This is a genomic window from Methylobacterium sp. D53M, from assembly GCF_053345625.1.
The window spans coordinates 460,013-478,583 of sequence record NZ_JBKFAL010000002.1; the positions used below are offsets into that span (position 1 = coordinate 460,013).

Annotated in this window: 23 protein-coding genes; 7 read left to right on the forward strand and 16 right to left on the reverse strand. The window is 70.7% G+C overall.

All coding sequences use genetic code 11. The features are described from left to right. The first annotated feature begins 200 nt into the window (after nucleotides 1-200). From ACLBYG_RS06485 to ACLBYG_RS06495, 3 genes are all read left to right on the forward strand, one after another. Complete coding sequence (locus tag ACLBYG_RS06485) at nucleotides 201-710, forward strand: metallophosphoesterase (RefSeq protein ID WP_091679162.1); 510 nt, start codon at nucleotides 201-203, stop codon at nucleotides 708-710. Nucleotides 711-839: 129 nt separating this feature from the next. After that, nucleotides 840-1,163: a hypothetical protein gene (locus ACLBYG_RS06490; protein WP_012322287.1), complete on the forward strand. Its 324-nt coding sequence runs from the start codon at nucleotides 840-842 to the stop codon at nucleotides 1,161-1,163. 88 nt (nucleotides 1,164-1,251) lie between these two features. Next, complete coding sequence (locus ACLBYG_RS06495; RefSeq protein ID WP_020090654.1) at nucleotides 1,252-1,389, forward strand: hypothetical protein; 138 nt, start codon at nucleotides 1,252-1,254, stop codon at nucleotides 1,387-1,389. On the opposite strand, the gene ACLBYG_RS06500 is transcribed toward ACLBYG_RS06495, so the two are convergent. After that, nucleotides 1,390-1,632: a hypothetical protein gene (locus ACLBYG_RS06500; RefSeq protein WP_020090653.1), complete on the reverse strand. Its 243-nt coding sequence runs from the start codon at nucleotides 1,630-1,632 to the stop codon at nucleotides 1,390-1,392. It abuts the gene before it with no gap. A gap of 168 nt (nucleotides 1,633-1,800) precedes the next feature. Here ACLBYG_RS06500 and flaF point away from each other — a divergent pair, with 168 nt between their 5' ends. Continuing rightward, on the forward strand, nucleotides 1,801-2,172 hold the full coding sequence (gene flaF / locus ACLBYG_RS06505; protein ID WP_447680933.1) for a flagellar biosynthesis regulator FlaF: 372 nt from the start codon (nucleotides 1,801-1,803) through the stop codon (nucleotides 2,170-2,172). A gap of 13 nt (nucleotides 2,173-2,185) precedes the next feature. Here the strand turns inward: flaF and ACLBYG_RS06510 are convergent, their stop codons facing one another. Then, on the reverse strand, nucleotides 2,186-2,599 hold the full coding sequence (locus tag ACLBYG_RS06510) for a flagellar biosynthesis repressor FlbT (protein WP_056531717.1): 414 nt from the start codon (nucleotides 2,597-2,599) through the stop codon (nucleotides 2,186-2,188). A gap of 150 nt (nucleotides 2,600-2,749) precedes the next feature. Between ACLBYG_RS06510 and ACLBYG_RS06515 the strand changes: the two genes are divergently transcribed. Beyond that, entirely contained in the window at nucleotides 2,750-3,526 is a 777-nt protein-coding gene (locus ACLBYG_RS06515; RefSeq protein ID WP_447680934.1) for an SDR family NAD(P)-dependent oxidoreductase, read from the forward strand. A 71-nt stretch (nucleotides 3,527-3,597) separates the two neighbouring features. On the opposite strand, the gene ACLBYG_RS06520 is transcribed toward ACLBYG_RS06515, so the two are convergent. The 5 genes from ACLBYG_RS06520 to ACLBYG_RS06540 form a co-directional block, all read right to left on the reverse strand. After that, nucleotides 3,598-3,828 (reverse strand): hypothetical protein, encoded by a 231-nt coding sequence (locus tag ACLBYG_RS06520; RefSeq protein ID WP_020090649.1) that lies wholly within the window; start codon nucleotides 3,826-3,828, stop codon nucleotides 3,598-3,600. 216 nt (nucleotides 3,829-4,044) lie between these two features. Further along, complete coding sequence (gene moaD, locus ACLBYG_RS06525) at nucleotides 4,045-4,296, reverse strand: molybdopterin converting factor subunit 1 (RefSeq protein WP_029357972.1); 252 nt, start codon at nucleotides 4,294-4,296, stop codon at nucleotides 4,045-4,047. 54 nt (nucleotides 4,297-4,350) lie between these two features. Beyond that, nucleotides 4,351-4,950, reverse strand: coding sequence for a CDP-diacylglycerol--glycerol-3-phosphate 3-phosphatidyltransferase (gene pgsA, locus ACLBYG_RS06530; RefSeq protein ID WP_020090647.1), 600 nt, complete (start codon nucleotides 4,948-4,950; stop codon nucleotides 4,351-4,353). Between the two features lie 73 nt (nucleotides 4,951-5,023). Further along, nucleotides 5,024-7,090, reverse strand: a complete 2,067-nt coding sequence (gene uvrC / locus ACLBYG_RS06535; protein ID WP_447680935.1) for an excinuclease ABC subunit UvrC — start codon at nucleotides 7,088-7,090, stop codon at nucleotides 5,024-5,026. A 74-nt stretch (nucleotides 7,091-7,164) separates the two neighbouring features. Further along, nucleotides 7,165-7,881 carry a protein phosphatase CheZ gene (locus tag ACLBYG_RS06540; RefSeq protein ID WP_020090645.1) on the reverse strand — a complete coding sequence of 239 codons (717 nt, stop codon included), beginning with the start codon at nucleotides 7,879-7,881 and terminating at the stop codon, nucleotides 7,165-7,167. Between the two features lie 272 nt (nucleotides 7,882-8,153). Between ACLBYG_RS06540 and ACLBYG_RS06545 the strand changes: the two genes are divergently transcribed. Next, complete coding sequence (locus ACLBYG_RS06545; RefSeq protein WP_026604541.1) at nucleotides 8,154-8,954, forward strand: L,D-transpeptidase; 801 nt, start codon at nucleotides 8,154-8,156, stop codon at nucleotides 8,952-8,954. A 100-nt stretch (nucleotides 8,955-9,054) separates the two neighbouring features. Here the strand turns inward: ACLBYG_RS06545 and ACLBYG_RS06550 are convergent, their stop codons facing one another. The 3 genes from ACLBYG_RS06550 to pgeF form a co-directional block, all read right to left on the reverse strand. Continuing rightward, nucleotides 9,055-9,816 carry a DUF2076 domain-containing protein gene (locus ACLBYG_RS06550; protein ID WP_091679149.1) on the reverse strand — a complete coding sequence of 254 codons (762 nt, stop codon included), beginning with the start codon at nucleotides 9,814-9,816 and terminating at the stop codon, nucleotides 9,055-9,057. Nucleotides 9,817-10,013: 197 nt separating this feature from the next. Further along, nucleotides 10,014-10,853: an outer membrane protein gene (locus tag ACLBYG_RS06555; protein WP_103984927.1), complete on the reverse strand. Its 840-nt coding sequence runs from the start codon at nucleotides 10,851-10,853 to the stop codon at nucleotides 10,014-10,016. A 267-nt stretch (nucleotides 10,854-11,120) separates the two neighbouring features. Beyond that, nucleotides 11,121-11,888, reverse strand: coding sequence for a peptidoglycan editing factor PgeF (pgeF, locus tag ACLBYG_RS06560; protein WP_447681035.1), 768 nt, complete (start codon nucleotides 11,886-11,888; stop codon nucleotides 11,121-11,123). Nucleotides 11,889-12,032: 144 nt separating this feature from the next. Here pgeF and ACLBYG_RS06565 point away from each other — a divergent pair, with 144 nt between their 5' ends. Continuing rightward, nucleotides 12,033-12,224 carry a fibronectin-attachment protein (FAP) gene (locus tag ACLBYG_RS06565; protein WP_273561633.1) on the forward strand — a complete coding sequence of 64 codons (192 nt, stop codon included), beginning with the start codon at nucleotides 12,033-12,035 and terminating at the stop codon, nucleotides 12,222-12,224. Between the two features lie 41 nt (nucleotides 12,225-12,265). Here ACLBYG_RS06565 and ACLBYG_RS06570 read toward each other — a convergent pair whose 3' ends face one another. The 6 genes from ACLBYG_RS06570 to ACLBYG_RS06595 form a co-directional block, all read right to left on the reverse strand. Then, on the reverse strand, nucleotides 12,266-13,336 hold the full coding sequence (locus ACLBYG_RS06570; RefSeq protein ID WP_447680936.1) for a class I SAM-dependent methyltransferase: 1,071 nt from the start codon (nucleotides 13,334-13,336) through the stop codon (nucleotides 12,266-12,268). Further along, nucleotides 13,333-14,235 carry a prolipoprotein diacylglyceryl transferase gene (gene lgt, locus ACLBYG_RS06575; protein ID WP_056531735.1) on the reverse strand — a complete coding sequence of 301 codons (903 nt, stop codon included), beginning with the start codon at nucleotides 14,233-14,235 and terminating at the stop codon, nucleotides 13,333-13,335. The genes ACLBYG_RS06570 and lgt overlap by 4 nt, the downstream gene beginning before the upstream one ends. A gap of 82 nt (nucleotides 14,236-14,317) precedes the next feature. Further along, entirely contained in the window at nucleotides 14,318-15,232 is a 915-nt protein-coding gene (locus ACLBYG_RS06580) for a VOC family protein (protein WP_447680937.1), read from the reverse strand. Next, on the reverse strand, nucleotides 15,229-16,131 hold the full coding sequence (locus ACLBYG_RS06585; RefSeq protein ID WP_447680938.1) for an SMP-30/gluconolactonase/LRE family protein: 903 nt from the start codon (nucleotides 16,129-16,131) through the stop codon (nucleotides 15,229-15,231). Before ACLBYG_RS06585 ends, ACLBYG_RS06580 begins: the two co-directional genes overlap by 4 nt. Nucleotides 16,132-16,141: 10 nt before the next feature. Beyond that, nucleotides 16,142-16,591 carry a cupin domain-containing protein gene (locus tag ACLBYG_RS06590; RefSeq protein WP_447680939.1) on the reverse strand — a complete coding sequence of 150 codons (450 nt, stop codon included), beginning with the start codon at nucleotides 16,589-16,591 and terminating at the stop codon, nucleotides 16,142-16,144. Nucleotides 16,592-16,817: 226 nt separating this feature from the next. Then, nucleotides 16,818-18,305 (reverse strand): replicative DNA helicase, encoded by a 1,488-nt coding sequence (locus ACLBYG_RS06595; RefSeq protein ID WP_020090635.1) that lies wholly within the window; start codon nucleotides 18,303-18,305, stop codon nucleotides 16,818-16,820. Between the last annotated feature and the right edge of the window lie 266 nt (nucleotides 18,306-18,571).

An 18,571-nucleotide genomic window follows, 5' to 3' on the forward strand; every position in this document is an offset into this window, starting at 1 on the left:
CCCCTCCGCTCGCGCCTCGCCCGACGAGGCTTCGACCCTGGCGCGCGGGCCGTCAACGCGCCAGGCGGACGCGGGCCGGCGGGAACAACGCGGCCGCGCGCCGCTTTCGGCGGCAGTCCGGCGGCGTTGCCGGGCGAGGCGCCGAGGAAGGCGTCGAGGAAGGCGTCCAGGAAGGCGCTGAGGCGAGGCGGAGCGGACCGGTGACCATCTTCTTCACGGGCGACACGCATTTCGGCGATCCGCGGGCGCTGCGCTTCGACCACCGGCCCTACCCGGATCTCGAGGCCCACGATGCCGGCCTGATCGCGGCCTGGAACACGACGGTCGCGCCCGGCGACACGGTCTGGCACCTCGGCGATTTCGCCCTCGGCCCGAGCGGTGACCGGATCCGCGCGATCCTCGCCGGACTGAACGGCGAGAAGCACCTGATCGCCGGCAACAACGACGGGCCGGACACGCTCACGGCGCCCGGCTGGGCGTCGGTCCGGCACTACGCGGAACTCGCCGTCGAGGGGCGGATGGTGGTGCTCTGCCACTACGCGTTCCGTACCTGGAACGGCATGAGCCGGGGCGCGCTGAACCTCCACGGCCACAGCCACGGCAAGCTCAAGCCGATGCCGAAGCAGTACGATGTCGGCGTCGATCCGATGGGTGCGGCCCCCGTGCCACTCTCCGCAATCCTGACCTCCCGACTGCGCCGGAAGCGGTGATTCGGGGCGGAACTTTCACGTCAGCTTCACTGTTTCAGCGGACAGAGAAGGAGTGGACCTGAGCCGCTCCGAGAAGCCCGGCAGGACCGCCCGCGGATCTGCCATCACAAACCGTGTGTGAGTGTTCCCGTGAGTGCCAAGTCGGTCACTCTGACCCGCTGCCTCGCCAGCCTCCTGGCAGGCCTCGCCCTGACTTCCGCCGCGTCGGCCCTGCCGTCCTGCATCGAAGCCCAGCGCAAGGTCGACGAGGCGAACGCCCTGCGCTTCCAGGCGCGTCAGGAAGCCCGCCTGGGCAACCATGACCGCGTCTGCGACACGCTCGACGAGGTGGGCGACCGCTACGACGATGCCCGCGACGCGTTCGAGCGATGCGGCGAGGGCGTCGTGGCCATCGACCTCCGCAGCGAGCTGCGGGGTCTGCGGATCGCCAAGAAAATCAACCGCTGCGACTGACCGGGTGCGCGATCGCACCTCGGCCGTCCCGTTCCTGAAGCATCACCCCGATACGCGCGACGCTGGTCGCCGAGAAGGTTCTGCGCCGATGACCCCCGCCACGCTCTCGAATGACATCGAGCCCACCGTCACCCGCACCGGTCCGTCCTTCGCGGCCGCCCTGTGCGGTTTCGTCAGCACCACCGTCGCCACGACGATGCTGCTCATGCTGATCGGCACGTTCTGATTAGGGGGCGACCGACCAGAATCTCTGGCGGTTGAACAGCATCTCCTGGGAGCCGATCTTCGGGGTCGGCTCCGTCCTCCGTCCGCAATCGGGTTCGGCCGGTTTCGTGACCGCCGCCAGGGTCGCTGGCGCCACCGGCACGAGGCCCAGTCGGGACTGCACTTCGGGTTGCCGTGCCGCCGCGATGGTCAGCACGCAGGCGATCAGGCCGCCGGCAACAGTTCCGAGAACGAAATTCAACATCGGGGTTGGGGTCCGGGGGCCGGTTCCTTTCGGCCGCACAGCGTCGTCGATAACCAACCCGGCGGCATCATGGCGGATGCGGCGCTCACGCGCTTTTAACTCCTGATCTGCGACAGCTACGCGCTAGCTTGCCTCAGTGGCAGGCCCGACGACGGGGCTGGACCGCCGATGAACTACGCCGCCAACGCCTACGCCAAGACCTCCCACAGCGCGCTGTCACCCCGCGAAGCCGAATCCGCCGTGCTGCTCAAGGCAGCGCAGAAGCTGATCGGCGCCAGCCAGGGGCTCGCCAGCGGCGACGCCGGGCGCATCAACGAGGCCCTGTCGTTCAATCAGCGGGTCTGGACGCTGCTGACCTCCGAGGCGACGTCCTCGGAGAACCCGCTCCCCGCCGACGTGAAGCAGGGCGTCGGACGCCTGGGCGTGTTCGTGCTCCAGAGCTGCATCGACACGATGATCGCTCCCACGCCGGAGAAGATCGCCACGCTGGTGTCGATCAACAATCACATCGCCGCCGGCCTGCAGGGCAATCCCGGCTGAGGCCGCGTACCGGTCAGCGAGCCGCCGCGGCGTCCGGCACCTCGGCCGGCGATTCGGCGCCGGCCGCCTCCCACTCGACGAGCTTGCGGCTCAGCTTGAGCGACCGGTAATACTCGCCGGCCTCGACGGCCTGGGCGATCGCGGCGATCTGCCCGGCCGCGGCCGGCGCGAGTCCCAGCAGATCCGTGGCCTGCCGGAAGAACAGGTCGATGCCCTGCGTCGGGTCGTCGGCGAGGTAGATGACCGTCAGCGTCAGGTGAAGACGCTTGCAGGCCGTGTCGGCCTCGCTCTCCGTGATGATCTCGCTCTCGCGCAGGAACTTGCACTGCGTCTCGATCAGGAAGGTCGAGCGACGGTCGCCGTTGCGGAGCAGCGCGCCGTTGATGATCAGCCGCTCGAACGGCTTGAGTTCCAGGCGCAGGGGCATCGGGTGTTCCTTTCTAGAAGACCCGGCGATCTCATTCGCGAACCGTTAACGTTTCGCGAATGGGGGACGGGCGCGTTGCCGTTGCCGCGGGTGGCCACCGTGATAAACTCGGACAAATTCCGGCCGGGCGAGCCACGTCCAGGAGGGTCGATGACGGCGACGGGCGATCAGCGCGCGCGGTATCCCAGCCTCGCCGGCAAGCGCGTCCTCGTGACCGGCGGTGCCTCGGGCATCGGCGAGGGGCTGGTCGAGGCCTTCGTCGGGCAGGGCGCCCGCGTCCTGTTCTGCGATATCGCGGACGATGCGGCCCGCGCCGTGGTGGCGCGCCTCGCGCCCGGCGCCGCGCACGCCCCGCTCTACCGGCGCTGCGACCTGACCGATATCGAGGCGGTCCGCGCGCTGGTGGCCGAGGCCGACACGGCCCTCGGCGGGCTCGACGTCCTGATCAACAATGCCGGCAACGACGACCGCCACGCTCTCGCGGACGTGACGCCCGCCTACTGGGACGACCGGATGGCGGTGAACCTGCGCCACCTGTTCTTCGCGGCCCAGGCGGCAGTCCCACCCATGCGCCGCGCCAGCGGTGGCGTGATCCTCAATTTCGGATCGATCAGCTGGCATCTCGGGCTAACGGAGATGCCGCTCTACCAGACCGCCAAGGCGGCGATCGAGGGCATGACCCGGGCGCTCGCCCGCGACCTCGGCCGCGACAACATCCGGGTGGCGGCGATCGTGCCGGGCAACGTTCAGACGCCCCGCCAGGAGCGATGGTACTCGCCGGAGGGCGAGGCGGAGATCGTCGCCGCGCAGTGCCTGGACGGTCGGATCCAGCCGGCCGACGTCGCCGCGCTGGCCCTGTTCCTGGCCTCGGACGATGCCCGGATGTGTACGGCCCACGCGTACTTCATCGACGCGGGCTGGCGGTAGGACCGGCGCCGGGCAAAGGATCGGCCGGGCGGAGGCGTCGACGGCGCTCCGGCCCGGCCCGCTTCCCTGCCTCAGTCGCAGGTCTCCTTCTTGACGGTCTTCGAGTCGCCCATGTCGTTCTCCTTGCGCACCGTCTTGGTGACGCAGCCATCGCCGTGGTCGTGGACGGTCACGGACTTCGACTCGGAGGCCGGGCGGTCGACGACGACGGCCGGGCGGTCGCGCTCGATCACCGTGGTCTGGGCCTGCGCGGCGGCGCCGAGGCTCAACAGGGCGGCGGTCGCGAGCAAGGTCATGCGCATGCTGAAACTCCAATACCGATTTCGGTAGCGGATAACGGCAATGCCAGCTTGGGCGTTCCGCGGCGTGTCGCGTCCTGAGGCGGGCCGAACCCGTAGAGAACTTGGCTCGGCCCGCGCGCCGTTCGGCATGAGGTGCAGCCGGAGCGACGGCGCCAATGACCGCGGAAGCCGACCCGAAGCAACCCCGGCGAACTACGTGCGCGGCGCGGCCGGGTCTCAGCCGCCGGTCATCGGCGGGAAGAAGGCGATCTCGCGGGCTCCCGCGATCGGCGCGTCCGGCTTGGCGTGGGCCCGGTCGATCGCGGCGCGGACGACGCCGGGATCCTCGAAGGCGTAGGCGTATTCCTCGCCCCGGCCCCGGAGCCAACCGACGAGATCGGCGACGGTGGCGACCTCCGGCGGCGGCGCCAGCTCCTCCTCGGAGCGGCCGATCCGCTCGCGGACCCAGGCGAAATAGACGAGCTTCATCGCATCACCGTACCGGAGACAGGGCAGGGACCGCGCGTCCCGGAGACGGATCCCTCAGCGCGGATCGTCGATGACGTGCTTGATCCCGGCCCGCATGTAGTCCCACCCGGTCCAGAGCGTGAGCGCGGCGGCGAGCCACAGGAGCGTCAGGCCGATCGGCTCGGTTCCCGGGAGCACCGTCTCGCCCGCCGGACCGGCCACCAGGAAGCCGAGGGCCAGGAGCTGCACGGTGGTCTTCCACTTCGCGATCCGGCTGACCGGCACGCCGACCTTCAGCTCCGCCAGATACTCGCGCAGGCCGGAGACCAGCACCTCGCGGCACAGGATCACGATGGCCGCCCAGATATTCGAGCCGACGATGGTGTGGTCCGCCGCCAGCATCAGCAGGCACGCCGAGACCAGGAGCTTGTCGGCGATCGGATCGAGCATCCGGCCGAGCGCCGAGCTCTGGTGGTAGGTGCGGGCGACGTACCCGTCGAGGTAGTCGGTGATCGCGGCCGCGACGAACACCCCCAGCGCCGTCCACCGCGCCGTGTGGGATTCGGGCCAGAACAGCAGCGCGACCATCACCGGCACGGCAACGAGGCGCCCGTAGGTCAGGCAATTCGCGAGCGTCCAGGCCGGCGACCGTCGTCGGGGAAGGACGGCGTTCATCGGAGGGGTGAAATCAGAGCGGGGCCCGGGCGTCAACGCCTCAGATTCCGCCGCGGCCATCGCGGCCGGGTTCTCAGGCGCCGGCATGAAAGAAGTCGTAGACCGCCCGCGCGGTGGCGGCGTTCACGCCCGGGGTCTTGGCCAGATCCTCGAAGGCGGCGCGCTCGATCGCCTTCACGGTCCCGAAGTGGTGCAGCAGCGCGCGCTTGCGGCTCGGACCGATCCCGGCGATCTCGTCCAACGGATTCTTCACCATCTCACGCTTCCGCTTGGCCCGATGGCTGCCGATGGCGAAGCGGTGCGCCTCGTCGCGGAGCCGCTGCACGAAGTAGAGCGTCGGGTCGCGCGGCGGAAGCTTGAAGGGTGGCCGGCCGGGCACGAAAAACGTCTCCCGGCCCGCATCCCGGTCGCGGCCCTTGGCGACGCCGACGAGCGGCACGCCCGCCACGCCGATCTCATCCAGCGCCGCCCGCGCGGCGTCGAGCTGGCCCTTGCCGCCGTCGATCAGCACGAGGTCCGGCCAGGCCGGGAACGCCTCGCTCTCCTCCGCCGGGGCCGGCACCGGCTCCGGCACGCCGCCCTCGGCGGCGGCCACGGCCGCCTCGCGCTCCGTGCGCGGCGCCTCCTTCACGAGCCGCTTGAAGCGCCGCTGCAGCACCTCGCGCATCATGCCGTAATCGTCCCCGGGGGTCAGATCCTCGGACTTGATGTTGAACGTGCGGTAATGCGCCTTCATGAAGCCCGTCGGGCCGGCGACGATCATGCCGCCGACCGCGTTCGTGCCCATGATGTGCGAGTTGTCGTAGACCTCGATCCGACGGGGCGCCCCGTCGAGCCCGAAGGCTTGGCCGAGGGCGGCGAGGAGCTTGCCCTGCGAGGCCGTGTCGGCGAGGCGCCGCGCCAGCGCCTCCTTGGCGTTGCGCTGGGCGTAGTCGACGAGGTTCTTCCGCTCGCCGCGGCTCGGCCGGTGGATCTCGACGCGGTACTCCACCCGGCTCGACAGGGCCGCCGCGACCAGTTCCGCGTCCTCGATCGCGTGGCTCGTCAGCACCGTCCGGGGGGCGGGCTTGTCGTCGTAGAACTGGCCGATGAACGAGCCCAGCACCTCGTCGGGCGTCATCGTCCGGTCGGCCTTCGGAAAATAGGCGCGGTTGCCCCAGTTCTGGAAGTTCCGGAAGAAGAACACCTCGATGCAGAACTGGCCGGCCTGCTCGTCGAGGGCGAACACGTCCGCCTCCTCGACGCCCTGGGTGTTGACCCCCTGCACGCCCTGGATCGCCGACAGGGCGGCGATGCGGTCGCGGAACCGGGCGGCGCGCTCGAACTCCATCGCCTCGGACGCCGCCTGCATCTCGGCGCGCATCCGGTCCTTCACGGCGTTCGACTTGCCGGCGAGGAACGCCCGGGCGGAATCCGCCATGGCCGCGTAGTCGTCCGCGGCGATCTCACCCGTGCAGGGGCCGGAGCAGCGCTTGATCTGGTAGAGCAGGCAGGGCCGGGTGCGGTTCTCGTAGTAGCTGTCGGTGCAGGTGCGCAGCAGGAAGGCGCGCTGCAGGGCGTTCACCGTCCGGTTCACCGCCCACACGCTGGCGAACGGGCCGTAATAATTGCCCTTCCGGCGCCGGGCGCCCCGGTGCTTGACGATCTGCGGGGCGGGGCCGTCGTCGGTGACCAGGATGTAGGGGAACGACTTGTCGTCCCGCATCAGCACGTTGAAGCGCGGCTTCAGCTGCTTGATCAGGTTGGCCTCGAGGAGGAGCGCCTCGGTCTCGGTCGCCGTGGTGACGAACTCCATCGCCGCCGTCTGCGAGATCATCCGGGCGATGCGGTTCGAGTGCGCCTGGCCCCGCGCGTAGGAGCCGACCCGCGCCTTCAGGTTCTTGGCCTTGCCGACGTAGAGGACGTCGCCGCGATGGTCGAACATCCGGTAGACGCCGGGCGAGGACGGCAGGGTCGACCAGAACCTGCGGATCACCTCGGTTCCGGCCTGGACGGCGCCCGGCTCGAAGTCGAAATCGATCTCCGGCGCCTCCGTGTCGGGGAGGCCGGCTTCCGGCTCGTCGGCGGCCTCGTCCCGCTCGGCGTCGCGGCCGTCGTCGAAGGTGTCGGGGGGCAGGTCTGAGAGGGCTCTGCGGCTCATACCGCAGATCTAAGCGTTCCGGACCGCCAGGGGGACCGGGGCGGCGACAAAAATCGCGCGCCCGGTCGGCTCGATCAGTCGAACAGCGAGTCGATGTCGCTCTGGTCGACGTGGCCGATGTCGTGGTCGAGCTTGGGCCCGTTGAGCAGCGAGCTCTCGTCGTCCAGGGAGGTCGGCACCGGCATGACGGTGATGAGCTCCTTGAAGCTGTCGAGTTCCGACCACGTGGCGATGAGCCGGTCGAGATGCTCCTCGATGAACTTCATCACGCTGACGATCTTGGTGATCCGCTGGCCGGTCAGGTCCTGGAAGTTGCAGGCCTCGTAGGCGGTGATCACGCGCTCGAGGATCACGTCGACGTGCTGCTTCGTGCCGGGCGGCAGCGTCGCGGCGTTGAGCATGCCGGCGTGGCTCTCGATCTCCTCGATCGCGCCGAGGAGCTGCGTGGTGGCGCGCTCCGTCGAGTCGACCACCGCGTCGAGCTCGTCGGCCGCCCGGCGCATGCCCTTGCCGGTGTTCTCGGTCCGGTGCAGCGTCGCCAGCTCCGACTTGGTGCGGGTGATCGCCTCCTTCATCACGTCGAGCTCGGTGCGCATCGCCAGCGCCTCGTGCAGCTCGCGGCGGCACGACTCGATGGTCTCGCTCGCGCTCATCTGCGTGACGCGGCGCAAGTCCTGGATGGCGTTGAAGATCTCCTCCAGGCGCTCGCTCGAGGCGGACGCCCCGGGTCCGGGAGGGGGAGCCGCGGGAAGCCCGAGACTGTCTTCGATGCGATAGCGCTTCTGGGTCATCGTCCGGGCGTGAGCGTTCGGGTTCCGTCGCCGCGACTGTCTACCATAACGGTTAGCGGACTGTGACTGCCGAGCTTCTTGCCGCCGGCCCCCTGCGCCCGGGGGCCCAGGGCCCCGGCGGGGCTTAACCGCCGATTCACGCTGGTCGCGACGGGCCGGGGACGGGCCGGGCCGCCCCGGTGATTCACCACGTTCGTTCACCGGATTCGGTAAAATTCGACGGGATCGTTCGCGGGCCGGGAGCACGGGCACCGGCTCGGGAGCATGCGACGATGCGGCGTTCAGTCCGTCTGGGAATGGGGGTGGCCGCGGCCGCGTTCGTGCTGTGCGGCCCCGCCCGGGCGCAGCAGGCGCGCTACGCCGAGGGCGGCTACGGCGGCGGGCTGATCGAGTATCTCGTCACCGGCAGCGCCGGCGGCGCGCCCGGGCGCGGCTGGCCGCAGCGCGCGGCGCCGCAGCAGCGCGTCGCGGCCTATTCCGGCGAGCTGGTGCCGGTCGAGCCGGAGCCGGCGCAAGGTTACGGGCAGGCGTACGGGCAGGCTTACGGCCAGCCCTATGGCCAGGCCTCCGGCGCCCCTCAGCCCTACGGTGCGCCCCAGGGAGATCCGGGACGGATCGGCCGCGCGGTCTCGCCGGAATACCAGCGCCAGGAAGTGGCCTTCACGGGGCGGCAGAAGCCCGGAACGATCGTGATCGACACCGCCGGAAAGCATCTCTACCTGGTGCAGGCCGGGCAGCGCGCCCTGCGCTACGGGATCGGCGTCGGCCGCCCCGGTTTCGCCTGGAGCGGGCTGAAGACGGTCAGCCGCAAGGCGGAGTGGCCGGACTGGACGCCGCCCGCCGAGATGCTGGCCCGCCGTCCCGACCTGCCGCGCCACATGGCCGGCGGACCGGAGAACCCGCTGGGCGCCCGCGCCCTCTACCTGGGTTCGTCGCTCTACCGGATCCACGGGACGAACGAGCCCAACACGATCGGGCAGTCGGTCTCGTCGGGGTGCATCCGCATGATGAACGACGACGTCATCGATCTCTACGAGCGCGTGCCGGTGGGGACGCGGGTCGAGGTCCTCTGAGCGGCCGACGCGGCCCCGGTCGCGGATCGGACCTTCCGGATACGAGAAAGGCCCGGCCGCGCCTGACGCGACCGGGCCTTCCGCTGCGTCTCAGGGACGATCAGGTCCAGTCGCTGTCGTCGCCGCCGCCGAGGTCGCCGCCGAAATCACCGCCCGGATCGCTGTAGCCGGCGTCCTGGAAGCTGCCCATGTCGCCGCCGCTGTTGTCGAGGGCCGAGCCGAGATCCTGGTTGCCGCCGCCATCACCGTAGTAGTTGTTGACGACGGTCTCGCCCCCGCCGCCGAGACCGGCGGCCGCGGCGCTGCCGAGGCTCGAATGGCCGCCCGCGAAGGCGTTCGACAGGGCGCTGCCGAGGAGCATGCCGCCCGCCGCGCCGGCCGCCATGGGCAGGGCCGTCGCCATGAAGCCGCCGCCGCGCGCCGGGGCCTGGGGCTGGCCGCCCCACGGGCCGCCCTGCTGCTGCGGGTAGCCGCCCTGCTGCGGGTAGCCCTGCTGCGGGTAACCCTGCGGCGGGCCGCCCTGGTTGCCCCAGGGCTGGCCGCCCGGACGCGGCTGCCCGTAGCCGGGCTGGGGCTCCTGGCGCTGCTGGCTGCCGCCGCCGAAGATGCTCGACAGGAAGCCGCCGCCCCCGGAGGACTGGGCCGGCGCCGCCTGGCTGCGGGCCTGCTCCAGCTGCTGGTTGAGGCTCTTGATCGCCTCTTCCTGCACGTAGATCAGCTGCGCCATCGCGTAGGGCGCGTAGGGCTGCGCGCGGAGCTTGTCGGCGATGAACCGCTCCGCCTCAGCGTCGCGGGGCTGGGTCTGCGCCTGCTCCAGCCGCTGGAAGATTCCCGAAATGACGTCGCGTTCTTCGCTGTTCATGGAGTCGTCCTCCTCGAATCTCACCCGCGGGCCCGAACGCGCCGCATGGCAGCTAGGACATGGGTGCGCGGCGACGCTTTGTCAGGGGGATTGCGAAAACTTCATCCGCCTATCCGGAAACGCGAGAAGCCCGACCTGCCGGCCGGGCTTCCTGCATGCCGAGTGGGGGGCGCGGCCGCGGCCGCGCCGACGCGATCCTAGAACGTGCCGAACTTGTAGTTCAGGCCGGCGCGGACGACGGCGAACTGGTCGTCGCGGCGCCCGACGCCGCTGTAGACGACCGGGAAGTTGTTGGCGGCGTTGATGACGAACGCGCCCTGGTTGCGGGTGCCGCGGTCGAGGTTGACGTACAGGCCTTCGACCTTGAGCGTCACGGCCGAGGAGCGGAAGAAGTTCAGGAACGAGTCGGTGGGCAGGGCGTACTCGATGCCGCCGCCGGCGGCCCAGCCGGTGCGGAAGCTGTCGTTGCCGGCGAAGCCGCCGAAGGAGCGGTCGGCGCTGCCCGAGCCGTAGGCGAAGCCGCCGGTGCCGTACACGAGGGTCCGGTCGAAGGCGTAGCCGAGGCGGCCGCGGACGGTGCCGAAGAAGTCGAGGCTGGAGAGGCCGCGCGGGTCGGTGACGTAGTAGCCGGGGGCCAGCGCGCCGGAGATGAAGGCGTTGTTCCGGCTGCGGCCGAAGTCGAGGTACTGGGCGTCGGCCTCGAAGCCGATCACGACACCGGAGCCCGGGGTGAACTGGTAGTTGTAGCCGATCTGGCCACCGCCGGAGAAGCCGTCCTGGCTGCGGTTGCGGAAGGAGGCGACGGTGCCGGGGGCAGCGTAGGGGAAGGGGACGGCGAAGGTGTTGCCGGTGTTGCGGTCGCTGGCGTCGAAGGCGTAGCCGGCGTTGATACCGAAGTAGGCGCCGGTCCAGGTGAAGACCGGGACGGGGGTGAACACCGGCGGCGGGGCGGCGCGGCGCGGCAGGTCGGCGGCGAAGGCCGAACCCGCGAAGGCAACGCCCGCGAGGGCCGTGGTCACACGGAGCATGGATTTCATGATCTGGTCCTCACTGGTGGTCCGCGCCGTCCTAAGCGGGGACGGTTGCGGAACCGGATCTGGCTGCGTTCCAGCGGTTCCAGGGTTGCTTTGCGCTCCGCGGTGTCGCCGACCGCTCTCGCGGCCCCTTGTGGCAACCCGCCGTTTTCCCCGGCACCTTGACCCCTAAACGCGGTCGAATGGCCAAGGTTCATTTACGGCTACGCTTTTTTTCGGGCCGGGAATCGACAAAGTGTCGCAGCCCCTGTCCGAGGCCGCACTGGCTCGTCAGGGCACCAGCGTGATCGCGGAGATCAGGCGGCCGTAATCCGCCTCGCCGCGATGCGTGGTCCGCCGGTAGCTGTAGAACCGCTCCGGATCGGCGTAGGTGCAGAGATTGAGTGCGGTGGCCTCGCCGATCTCGGCCTCGCCGAGCCGGGCCAGGATGAAGCCCGGAAGATCGAACTGGGCGTGCCCCGGCCGCGTGCCGGGGCCGAGGAAGCGCTCCATGCCGGGAGCATCGCTCCCGAAGCGCGCGACGAAGTCCGGACCGACCTCGTAGGAGGCCTGACCGATCGTCGGTCCCAGGACGGCGACGATGCGGCTGCGCCGCGCCCCGAGCGCCTCCATCGCCGACACGGTCGCGCCGATCACGCCGGTGAGCGCACCCTTCCAGCCGGCATGGGCGGCGCCGACGACGCCGTTCTCGGGATCCGCGAACAGGATCGGCCCGCAATCCGCGGTGGCGATGCCGAGCGCCAGGCCCGGACTCCGCGTCACCATGGCGTCCGCCTTCGGCCGCTCCGCCGCGAAGGGGGCCTCGACGGTGACCACATCGGCCGAGTGGACCTGATACAGGCTCACGAGCCGGTCCTGCGGCAGGCCGAGCTGCGCGCACATCCGCGCCCGGTTCTCGGCGACGCGCTCCGGCGCGTCCTGGGAGCCGAGGCCGCCGTTGAGCGACGCGTACAGGCCCTCGGAGACCCCGCCGACGCGGGTGAAGAAGGCGTGGCGCACGCCCGCATGGGCGGAGAGTTCCGGCGCCTCGATGAACATGCCTGCGGTCACGGTCGGCCTCGCGCTTGCCCCTGTCGCGCTCCGATAGCGCAAGGGCGGACCCTTGACGATGTCGTTCAACCGTCAGATTCTTGCTGCATTGCAGTACGGAGCCGATCCGGCCCCGCCTTGAGAAGGATCGCGATGTCACGAGGGATCGAGACCGACGCCCTGCCCGAGACGCCCGAGGCCGAAGAGCCCCGGATTCCGAGCGCGCCTGCCCACCCCGTCACGGGAGAGCCCGCCGCCTTCGACCCGACCGACCCCAACCCGCCCGCGCCGCCGACTCCGCGGCCCGCCAGCCAGACCGATTCCGGCTTCGGCTCCTTCGGCTGAGAGTAGCCGGCCCGTACGGGGCCGCGCAGCGTCCCGGCGGCTCAGAGCCCCGGAAATCCCGGGAGCGGCCCGACGGACGGGCCGCTCACCGCCAGCACCTTGAACAGGCTTCCCATCCCGCCCCGGGCCGGATCGGTCAGGCGCGCGGCCGCAGCGTCGATCGCTGTGGCCTGCGCGGGGCTCGCCCGTGCCTTCAGACGCTCGGCACGGGCCCCGAGTCCGAGGGCGGCCAGGAAGTCGCCCTGATTGACGGGGCCGTGGATCGCGGCGCCCTCGGCCCGCGCCGCCTGGGCGAGGGCGGCGAAATCGACGTGATGCGTCAGGTCCGCCTCGCCGGGCTCCGCCAGCGGGTCGGCGAAGCGATGTCCCGCCAGCGCCTGGAGGGTGTCGCCGAAGCCCGGACGCACATGGCCGTAATCGATGGCCAGCAGGGCGCCGCCTTCGGAACACAGCCGCCGCGCCAGCGCGCGGATCAGCGCGAGCCCGGCCGCCGGCACGCTCATCAGCGCGCCGTCCGGGCCGTCCGCCGCGAGGCCCGGGACCGGCTCCGGCGACATGCCGAAAGCGAGGCCGCCCGCCGGATCGAGACCGATCTGCCGCTCGTGCCAGCCCGACGGCCGGCGCTCGAACTGGCGCACCGGCAGGCAGTCGAAGAACTCGTTGGCCAGGATGATCGCCGGCCCCTCGGGCAGCGTCTCGACGCTGTCGTGCCACGCGGCACCGGTCCCGGCGAGGGCGCGCGCCTGCGCGGCCCGCAGCACCGGGCTCGTCTCGACGAGGTGCGGTGCCACGCGCACCCTCGGGAGCGCTGCCCGCAACGCGCGCAGTGCGTCCGCCATCAGCGTGCCGCGGCCGGGCCCCAGCTCCACCAGGAGGAGCGGATCCGGTGACCCGATCGGGCCGCGGACGTAGGCTGTCCAGGCACCGAGCAGTTCGCCGAACATCTGGCTGATCTCGGGCGCGGTGGTGAAGTCGCCCTGGGCGCCCAGGGGATCGCGGGTGCGGTAGTAGCCGTGGACCGGGTGGCCGAGGCAGAGGGCCATGTAGCGGTCGACGCCGATCGGCCCGTTCTGCCGGATCAGCCCCGCGATCTCGGTTCCGAGGGGGGTCACGCCTCGACGGCCGCCTTGCGGGCGGCCTCGGCGGCCGGCGCTTCCACCGGATGGCGGGGCCGTGTCCGGCCGGTCGCGGCCAGCACGATGTAGGTCAGGCCGACGATCATCATCGGCACGCACAGCAGCATGCCCATGGTCACGCCGCCGCCCATCGGACCGAGATGGTCGCCGAACAGGAAGCCGAGCTGGCGATCCGGCTCGCGGAAGAACTCGCAGACGGTCCGGGCCAGCGCGTAGCCGAGGACGAAGATGCCGCCGAGGAGCCCGGGCTTGCGGAAGCCGAACCGGCGGACGCTGACCGCCATCACGATGAACAGCAGCAGGCCCTCGGTGGCGGCCTCGTAGAGCTGGCTCGGGTGGCGCGGCAGCGGGCCGCCGCTCGGGAACACGATCGCGTAGGGGAAGTCCGGCGCCACGCGGCCCCAGAGCTCGCCGTTCACGAAATTGGCGATCCGGCCGAAGAACAGGCCGATCGGCACCACCACGGCGCCGATATCGAGGAGCGTGTAGGCGTTCAGACCCTTGCCGCGGGCGAACAGCACGAAGGCCAGGATGGCCCCGATGAAGCCGCCGTGGAACGACATGCCGCCGTTGCGGATCGCCAGGATCTCCCACGGATCGGCGATGTACATCGGCAGATTGTAGAACAGCACGTAGCCGATCCGCCCGCCGAGCACGACGCCGAGCGCCACCCAGACGACGAGATCGTCGATGTCGACGACCTGCGGGCGCTTAACCACGCCCCAGAGGCTGTCGGCCATGACGAGGCGGCGCGCGTAATACCAGCCGCCGATCAGGCCGGCGATGTAGGCGAGCGCGTACCATTTGATCGTGATCGGCCCGATCGCGATCGCCACCGGATCGATGGCCGGAAAGGGCAGGGCGAGGAGCGGCATCTAACTCACCTCCGGGGCGGCCGGATTGGACGCCGGAGGGGCGACGCGTCAAGCCCGGGCGCACGCTCCCGGAACGGAGGCCTCAGCCGCGCACGAACAAGAAGCCGTGTCCGTCCGGGCCGGCGCAGTAGGCCGCCGTGCCGTCGGCGGAGGTCCGCGGCGTTCGCCCGCTCTCGCGCAGGCGCCGCGACAGGGCCCGCGGATCCGCTGCGGTGAACACGTAGCGGGTGGCGGCCCGGTCGGCGGGCTCGACGACGAGCCGCCGCTCGGTCGCGGGCGTGCGGTAATGCAGGAGCTCCACGTGCGGCGCGGGGTCCGGCGGCGCCAGGGCGATCACGTCGACCTGCGGATCGTCGACGCCGTCGAGGCGCGCCTGCTCCGGCCCGCGGTTCAGGCCGCGCTCCGTCACCGCCAGCCCGAGGGGTCCGGTCAGGAAGGCCAGGGTGGCGTCGAGGTCGGTGACGGTGATCGCCGAGTGATCGATCCCCAGGAACAGGCCCGGCGCGTCGCGCCAGCGGGCGGCCGCGGGGCCGTCGGGGAAGAAGATCAGCTCCAGGGGATGCCCGTCCGGGTCGCGGAACTTGTAGGCGGTCACGCCCCCCGTGGAGGCCGGCAGGCGCTGCGGCCCGCCGCGGCTGATCGGCGTCGGGGCGAGCCGTGCCAGCCGCGCGGCCGCGGCTTCCATGTCGCGGACCGGGATCGCGAGGTGCTGGAAGAACGGGTCGGTCGCCGCGGGATCGGTTGGGTAGGGCGCGCCGGGCGGATCGACCGCCAGGAAGGTCACGGTCTGCCCGCCGAGGCGCATGCGCAGCTGGGTGGCGCGCCGGTCCGCGAGCCCCATCGCCTCCGCCTGCGCGGCGGGAACCGGCTCCGGCGGGGCGGCCCGCGCGAAGCCGAGCCCGTCCCGGTAGAAGGCCTCCGTGACGGCGAGGTCCGCGACCGTGCGGCCGAACCCCGCGAGGGCCCGCACGCCGCCCTCGGGAGCGGTGCCGCTCACAGGAGCGGTGCTCCCCGCACGTTCACGTAGATCGCGTAGAGCGCCTGCGAGGCGCACAGGAACAGGCGGCTGTCGTTGCGTCCGCCGAAGGTGAGGTTGGCGACCGTCGCGGGCACGAAAATCTTGCCGACCAGCTCGCCGCCGGGGTCGATGCAGTGGACCCCGTCCCCAGCGCTCGACCAGATGTTGCCGTGCTCGTCGCACCGGATGCCGTCGGCGTTGCCGGGCGCGATCTTGAAGAGGACCGCGCCGCCCGACAGGCCGCCGTCCTCGGCCACGTCGAAGACGCGCACGTGCTGGAGCGGATCGGTGTCGAACTGCAGCCCTGTCTCGACGATGTAGAGCCTGCGCTCGTCGGGCGAGAAGCAGAGCCCGTTCGGCCCCTGGAAGTCGTCGGCCACCACCCGCAGCGAGCCGTCGCGCGGATCGAAGCGGTAGACGGCGGCGGGCAGCTCGGATTCCTGCTTGCCGCCCTCGTAGTCGGTCTGGATGCCGTAGGGCGGGTCCGAGAACCAGATCGTCCCGTCCGACTTGCAGACGATGTCGTTGGGCGAGTTCAGGCGTCGCCCCCGGTAATGCTCGACCAGGCCCGTGACCCGCCCGTCGAGCTCGGTCCGATGGATGCGCCGGCCGCGGTGCGAGCAGGACAGCATCCGCCCCTGGCGGTCGCGGGCGTGGCCGTTCTCGAAATCGCTGGCCTCGCGGTAGACGCTCAGGCCGGCGGATTCCGACCAGCGCATCACCCGGTTGTTGGGGAGATCCGAGAACAGGAGCTCGTCGCGGTCGCCGAACCAGACCGGGCCCTCGGTCCAGCGGAACCCGTCCGCGAGCTTCTGCAGCGGCGCGTTCGGCAGGATGTAGGCCTTGAAGCGCGGCTGCGTGAGTTCGAAGCCGTCCATGGAGCCGCCCCTACTTGAAGCGGCCGGGCTGATTGACGGTCGGCTCGACCTGCAGCCCGGTCACGATCATCGTGCAGGGCTCGTCACCCACCGTCCCGGACAGGTGGCCCTTCCGGCCGTCGCGCGCCTTCGTGTTCTGGTCCTCGCCCATCATCAGCTCGCCCGGGCCCATCTCGACCCGGTGGCCGTCCATCGTCTCGACGAACCAGCGGCCCGACAGGACGGCGATCCATTGCGGCCGCGGATTCTCGTGCCATTCGCCGACCCACCCGACCGGCAGGACCGTGAAGGTCACGACCGACGGCGCCGGGTCCATCTTGTCGTTCCACTGCGGCGCGGTCTCGGGGTTGATCCCCTCGAACTTGAACCGCTCGAGGTGGAACAGCTCCTGGCGGCTCACACCCTCCGCATCGGTGTAGACGTGCCAGTACGGCATCTTCGGAGAGGTCGGCTCGCTCATCGTCGCTCCTGCCGCGGCGGGACACACCCTCCCACAACGGCCGGGCTTGGCGATGGTTCGCGGCTCCCGACGAAGGCCAGAACGGCCGGGACATCGCTACAAGTCCTGGTCAGCAAAGCTCCTCACCGTCCTTGCGAGCGCGGCGAAGCAACCCGGCCGGCGCCACACTCGGCGATCGCGCGCCGGCCCGGCTCGCCTCGCCGCGCTCGCGATGACGACGCGACGCTCACATCTGCTCGGGGATCCGGTCCGTCTGCGCGAGGTTCGAGAACCGGGTGATGTTCGCGTCGAACTGCAGCTCCACGGTGCCGGTGGGGCCGTGACGCTGCTTGCCGAGGATCACCTCGGCCTTGCCGTGGACGCGCTGCATCTCGGCTTCCCAGGCGAAGAACTCCTCGGTCCCTTCGCGGGGCTTCTTGTTCCCGACGTAGTACTCCTCGCGGAACACGAACATGACGACGTCGGCGTCCTGCTCGATCGAGCCCGATTCGCGCAGGTCGGCGAGCTGCGGGCGCTTGTCGTCGCGGTTCTCCACCTGACGGGAGAGCTGCGACAGGCCGATGATCGGCACCGCCAGCTCCTTGGCGAGCGCCTTCATGCCCGTCGTGATCTCGGTCATCTCCTGCACGCGGTTGTCGCTGCGCTTGCCCGAGCCCGAGAGGAGCTGGAGGTAGTCGACGATCAGCAGGTCGAGGCCCTTCTGGCGCTTCAGGCGCCGGGCTCGGGCGGCGAGCTGGGCGATCGAGATGCCGCCGCTCTGGTCGATGTAGAACGGGATCGTCTGCATGTCCCGGGCGGCGTCGGTGATCTTGTAGAAATCTTCCGGACGGATGTCGCCGCGGCGGATCTTGTAGGAGGGCACGCCCGACTGCTCGGCGATGATGCGGGTCGCGAGCTGCTCGGCCGACATTTCCAGCGAGAAGAAGCCCACGATGCCGCCGTTCACGGTCCGGGTCGTGCCGTCCGGCTGCTTCTCGCCGCGGTAGGCCTTGGCGATGTTGAAGGCGATGTTGGTCACCAGCGAGGTCTTGCCCATGGCCGGGCGGCCCGCGAGGATGATCAGATCGGAGGGCTGCAGGCCGCCCATCTTGGCGTCGAGGTCGGACAGTCCCGTCGCGATGCCCGAGAGCTTGCCGTCGCGCTGGTAGGCCTTGGCCGCCATGTCGACCGCGGCGGTCAGCGCGTCCGAGAATTTCTGGAAGCCGCCGTCGTAGCGTCCGGCCTCGGCCAGCTCGTAGAGCCGGCGCTCGGTCTCCTCGATCTGGTCCCGGGGCGCCTGCTCCACCGGCGCCTCGTAGGCGCCGTTCACCAGATCCTCGCCGATGGTGATCAGCCGGCGGCGGATGGCGAGGTCGTAGATCGTGCGGCCGTACTCGCCGGCGTTGATCACCGTCGTCGCGTCGGCGGCGAGGCGCGCGAGGTACTGCATCACCGTCTGGCCGCCGAAATCGGCGTCGCCCAGATAGGTCTTCATGGTGATGGGCGTGGCGAGCTTGCCGGCCTTGATCAGGGAGGCCGCCACCGTGAAGATCTGCTGGTGGGCATCCTCCATGAAGTGCTCGGCCAGCAGGAAGTCCGACACCCGGTAATAGGCGTCGTTGTTCACCAGGATCGCGCCCAGCAGCGCCTGCTCCGCGTCGATGTTGTGCGGGGCGACGCGGTACTCGGCCTGGACCGCTTCGAGCTTGGCCGTGAGCGCATTGGGCAAGGCCATCGGCGGACGACTCCGTATCAGGCGCCGCGGCGGGCGCGCCAGGATCACACCGCACGACCTTGGCGCCGGTATGGTTACCGAAGCCTAGCCGACGGCCGGTTCTCCCGGGCCGGGGCGCGGAAAAGCGGACGCCCGCCGACTCTCGCGAGGGGCGGGCGTCCATGCTGGAACAAAACTGGAACGTGTCAAGTCTCGGGGACCATCATCCCCAGTGTTCACCGGTATACACGGCGGGGTCGGCCTCGCGGCCCGGCCACGCCGCCGCA

Coding starts and splice junctions, on each gene's coding strand:
- ACLBYG_RS06495 (WP_020090654.1), top strand. CDS start 1,252: ATGACCCCCGCCACGCTCTCGAATGACATCGAGCCCACCGTCACCCGC.
- ACLBYG_RS06500 (WP_020090653.1), bottom strand. CDS start 1,632: ATGTTGAATTTCGTTCTCGGAACTGTTGCCGGCGGCCTGATCGCCTGC.
- flaF (WP_447680933.1), top strand. CDS start 1,801: ATGAACTACGCCGCCAACGCCTACGCCAAGACCTCCCACAGCGCGCTG.
- ACLBYG_RS06510 (WP_056531717.1), bottom strand. CDS start 2,599: ATGCCCCTGCGCCTGGAACTCAAGCCGTTCGAGCGGCTGATCATCAAC.
- ACLBYG_RS06515 (WP_447680934.1), top strand. CDS start 2,750: ATGACGGCGACGGGCGATCAGCGCGCGCGGTATCCCAGCCTCGCCGGC.
- ACLBYG_RS06520 (WP_020090649.1), bottom strand. CDS start 3,828: ATGCGCATGACCTTGCTCGCGACCGCCGCCCTGTTGAGCCTCGGCGCC.
- moaD (WP_029357972.1), bottom strand. CDS start 4,296: ATGAAGCTCGTCTATTTCGCCTGGGTCCGCGAGCGGATCGGCCGCTCC.
- pgsA (WP_020090647.1), bottom strand. CDS start 4,950: ATGAACGCCGTCCTTCCCCGACGACGGTCGCCGGCCTGGACGCTCGCG.
- uvrC (WP_447680935.1), bottom strand. CDS start 7,090: ATGAGCCGCAGAGCCCTCTCAGACCTGCCCCCCGACACCTTCGACGAC.
- ACLBYG_RS06540 (WP_020090645.1), bottom strand. CDS start 7,881: ATGACCCAGAAGCGCTATCGCATCGAAGACAGTCTCGGGCTTCCCGCG.
- ACLBYG_RS06545 (WP_026604541.1), top strand. CDS start 8,154: ATGCGGCGTTCAGTCCGTCTGGGAATGGGGGTGGCCGCGGCCGCGTTC.
- ACLBYG_RS06550 (WP_091679149.1), bottom strand. CDS start 9,816: ATGAACAGCGAAGAACGCGACGTCATTTCGGGAATCTTCCAGCGGCTG.
- ACLBYG_RS06555 (WP_103984927.1), bottom strand. CDS start 10,853: ATGAAATCCATGCTCCGTGTGACCACGGCCCTCGCGGGCGTTGCCTTC.
- pgeF (WP_447681035.1), bottom strand. CDS start 11,888: ATGTTCATCGAGGCGCCGGAACTCTCCGCCCATGCGGGCGTGCGCCAC.
- ACLBYG_RS06565 (WP_273561633.1), top strand. CDS start 12,033: ATGTCACGAGGGATCGAGACCGACGCCCTGCCCGAGACGCCCGAGGCC.
- lgt (WP_056531735.1), bottom strand. CDS start 14,235: ATGCCGCTCCTCGCCCTGCCCTTTCCGGCCATCGATCCGGTGGCGATC.
- ACLBYG_RS06585 (WP_447680938.1), bottom strand. CDS start 16,131: ATGGACGGCTTCGAACTCACGCAGCCGCGCTTCAAGGCCTACATCCTG.
- ACLBYG_RS06590 (WP_447680939.1), bottom strand. CDS start 16,591: ATGAGCGAGCCGACCTCTCCGAAGATGCCGTACTGGCACGTCTACACC.
- ACLBYG_RS06595 (WP_020090635.1), bottom strand. CDS start 18,305: ATGGCCTTGCCCAATGCGCTCACGGCCAAGCTCGAAGCGGTCCAGGCC.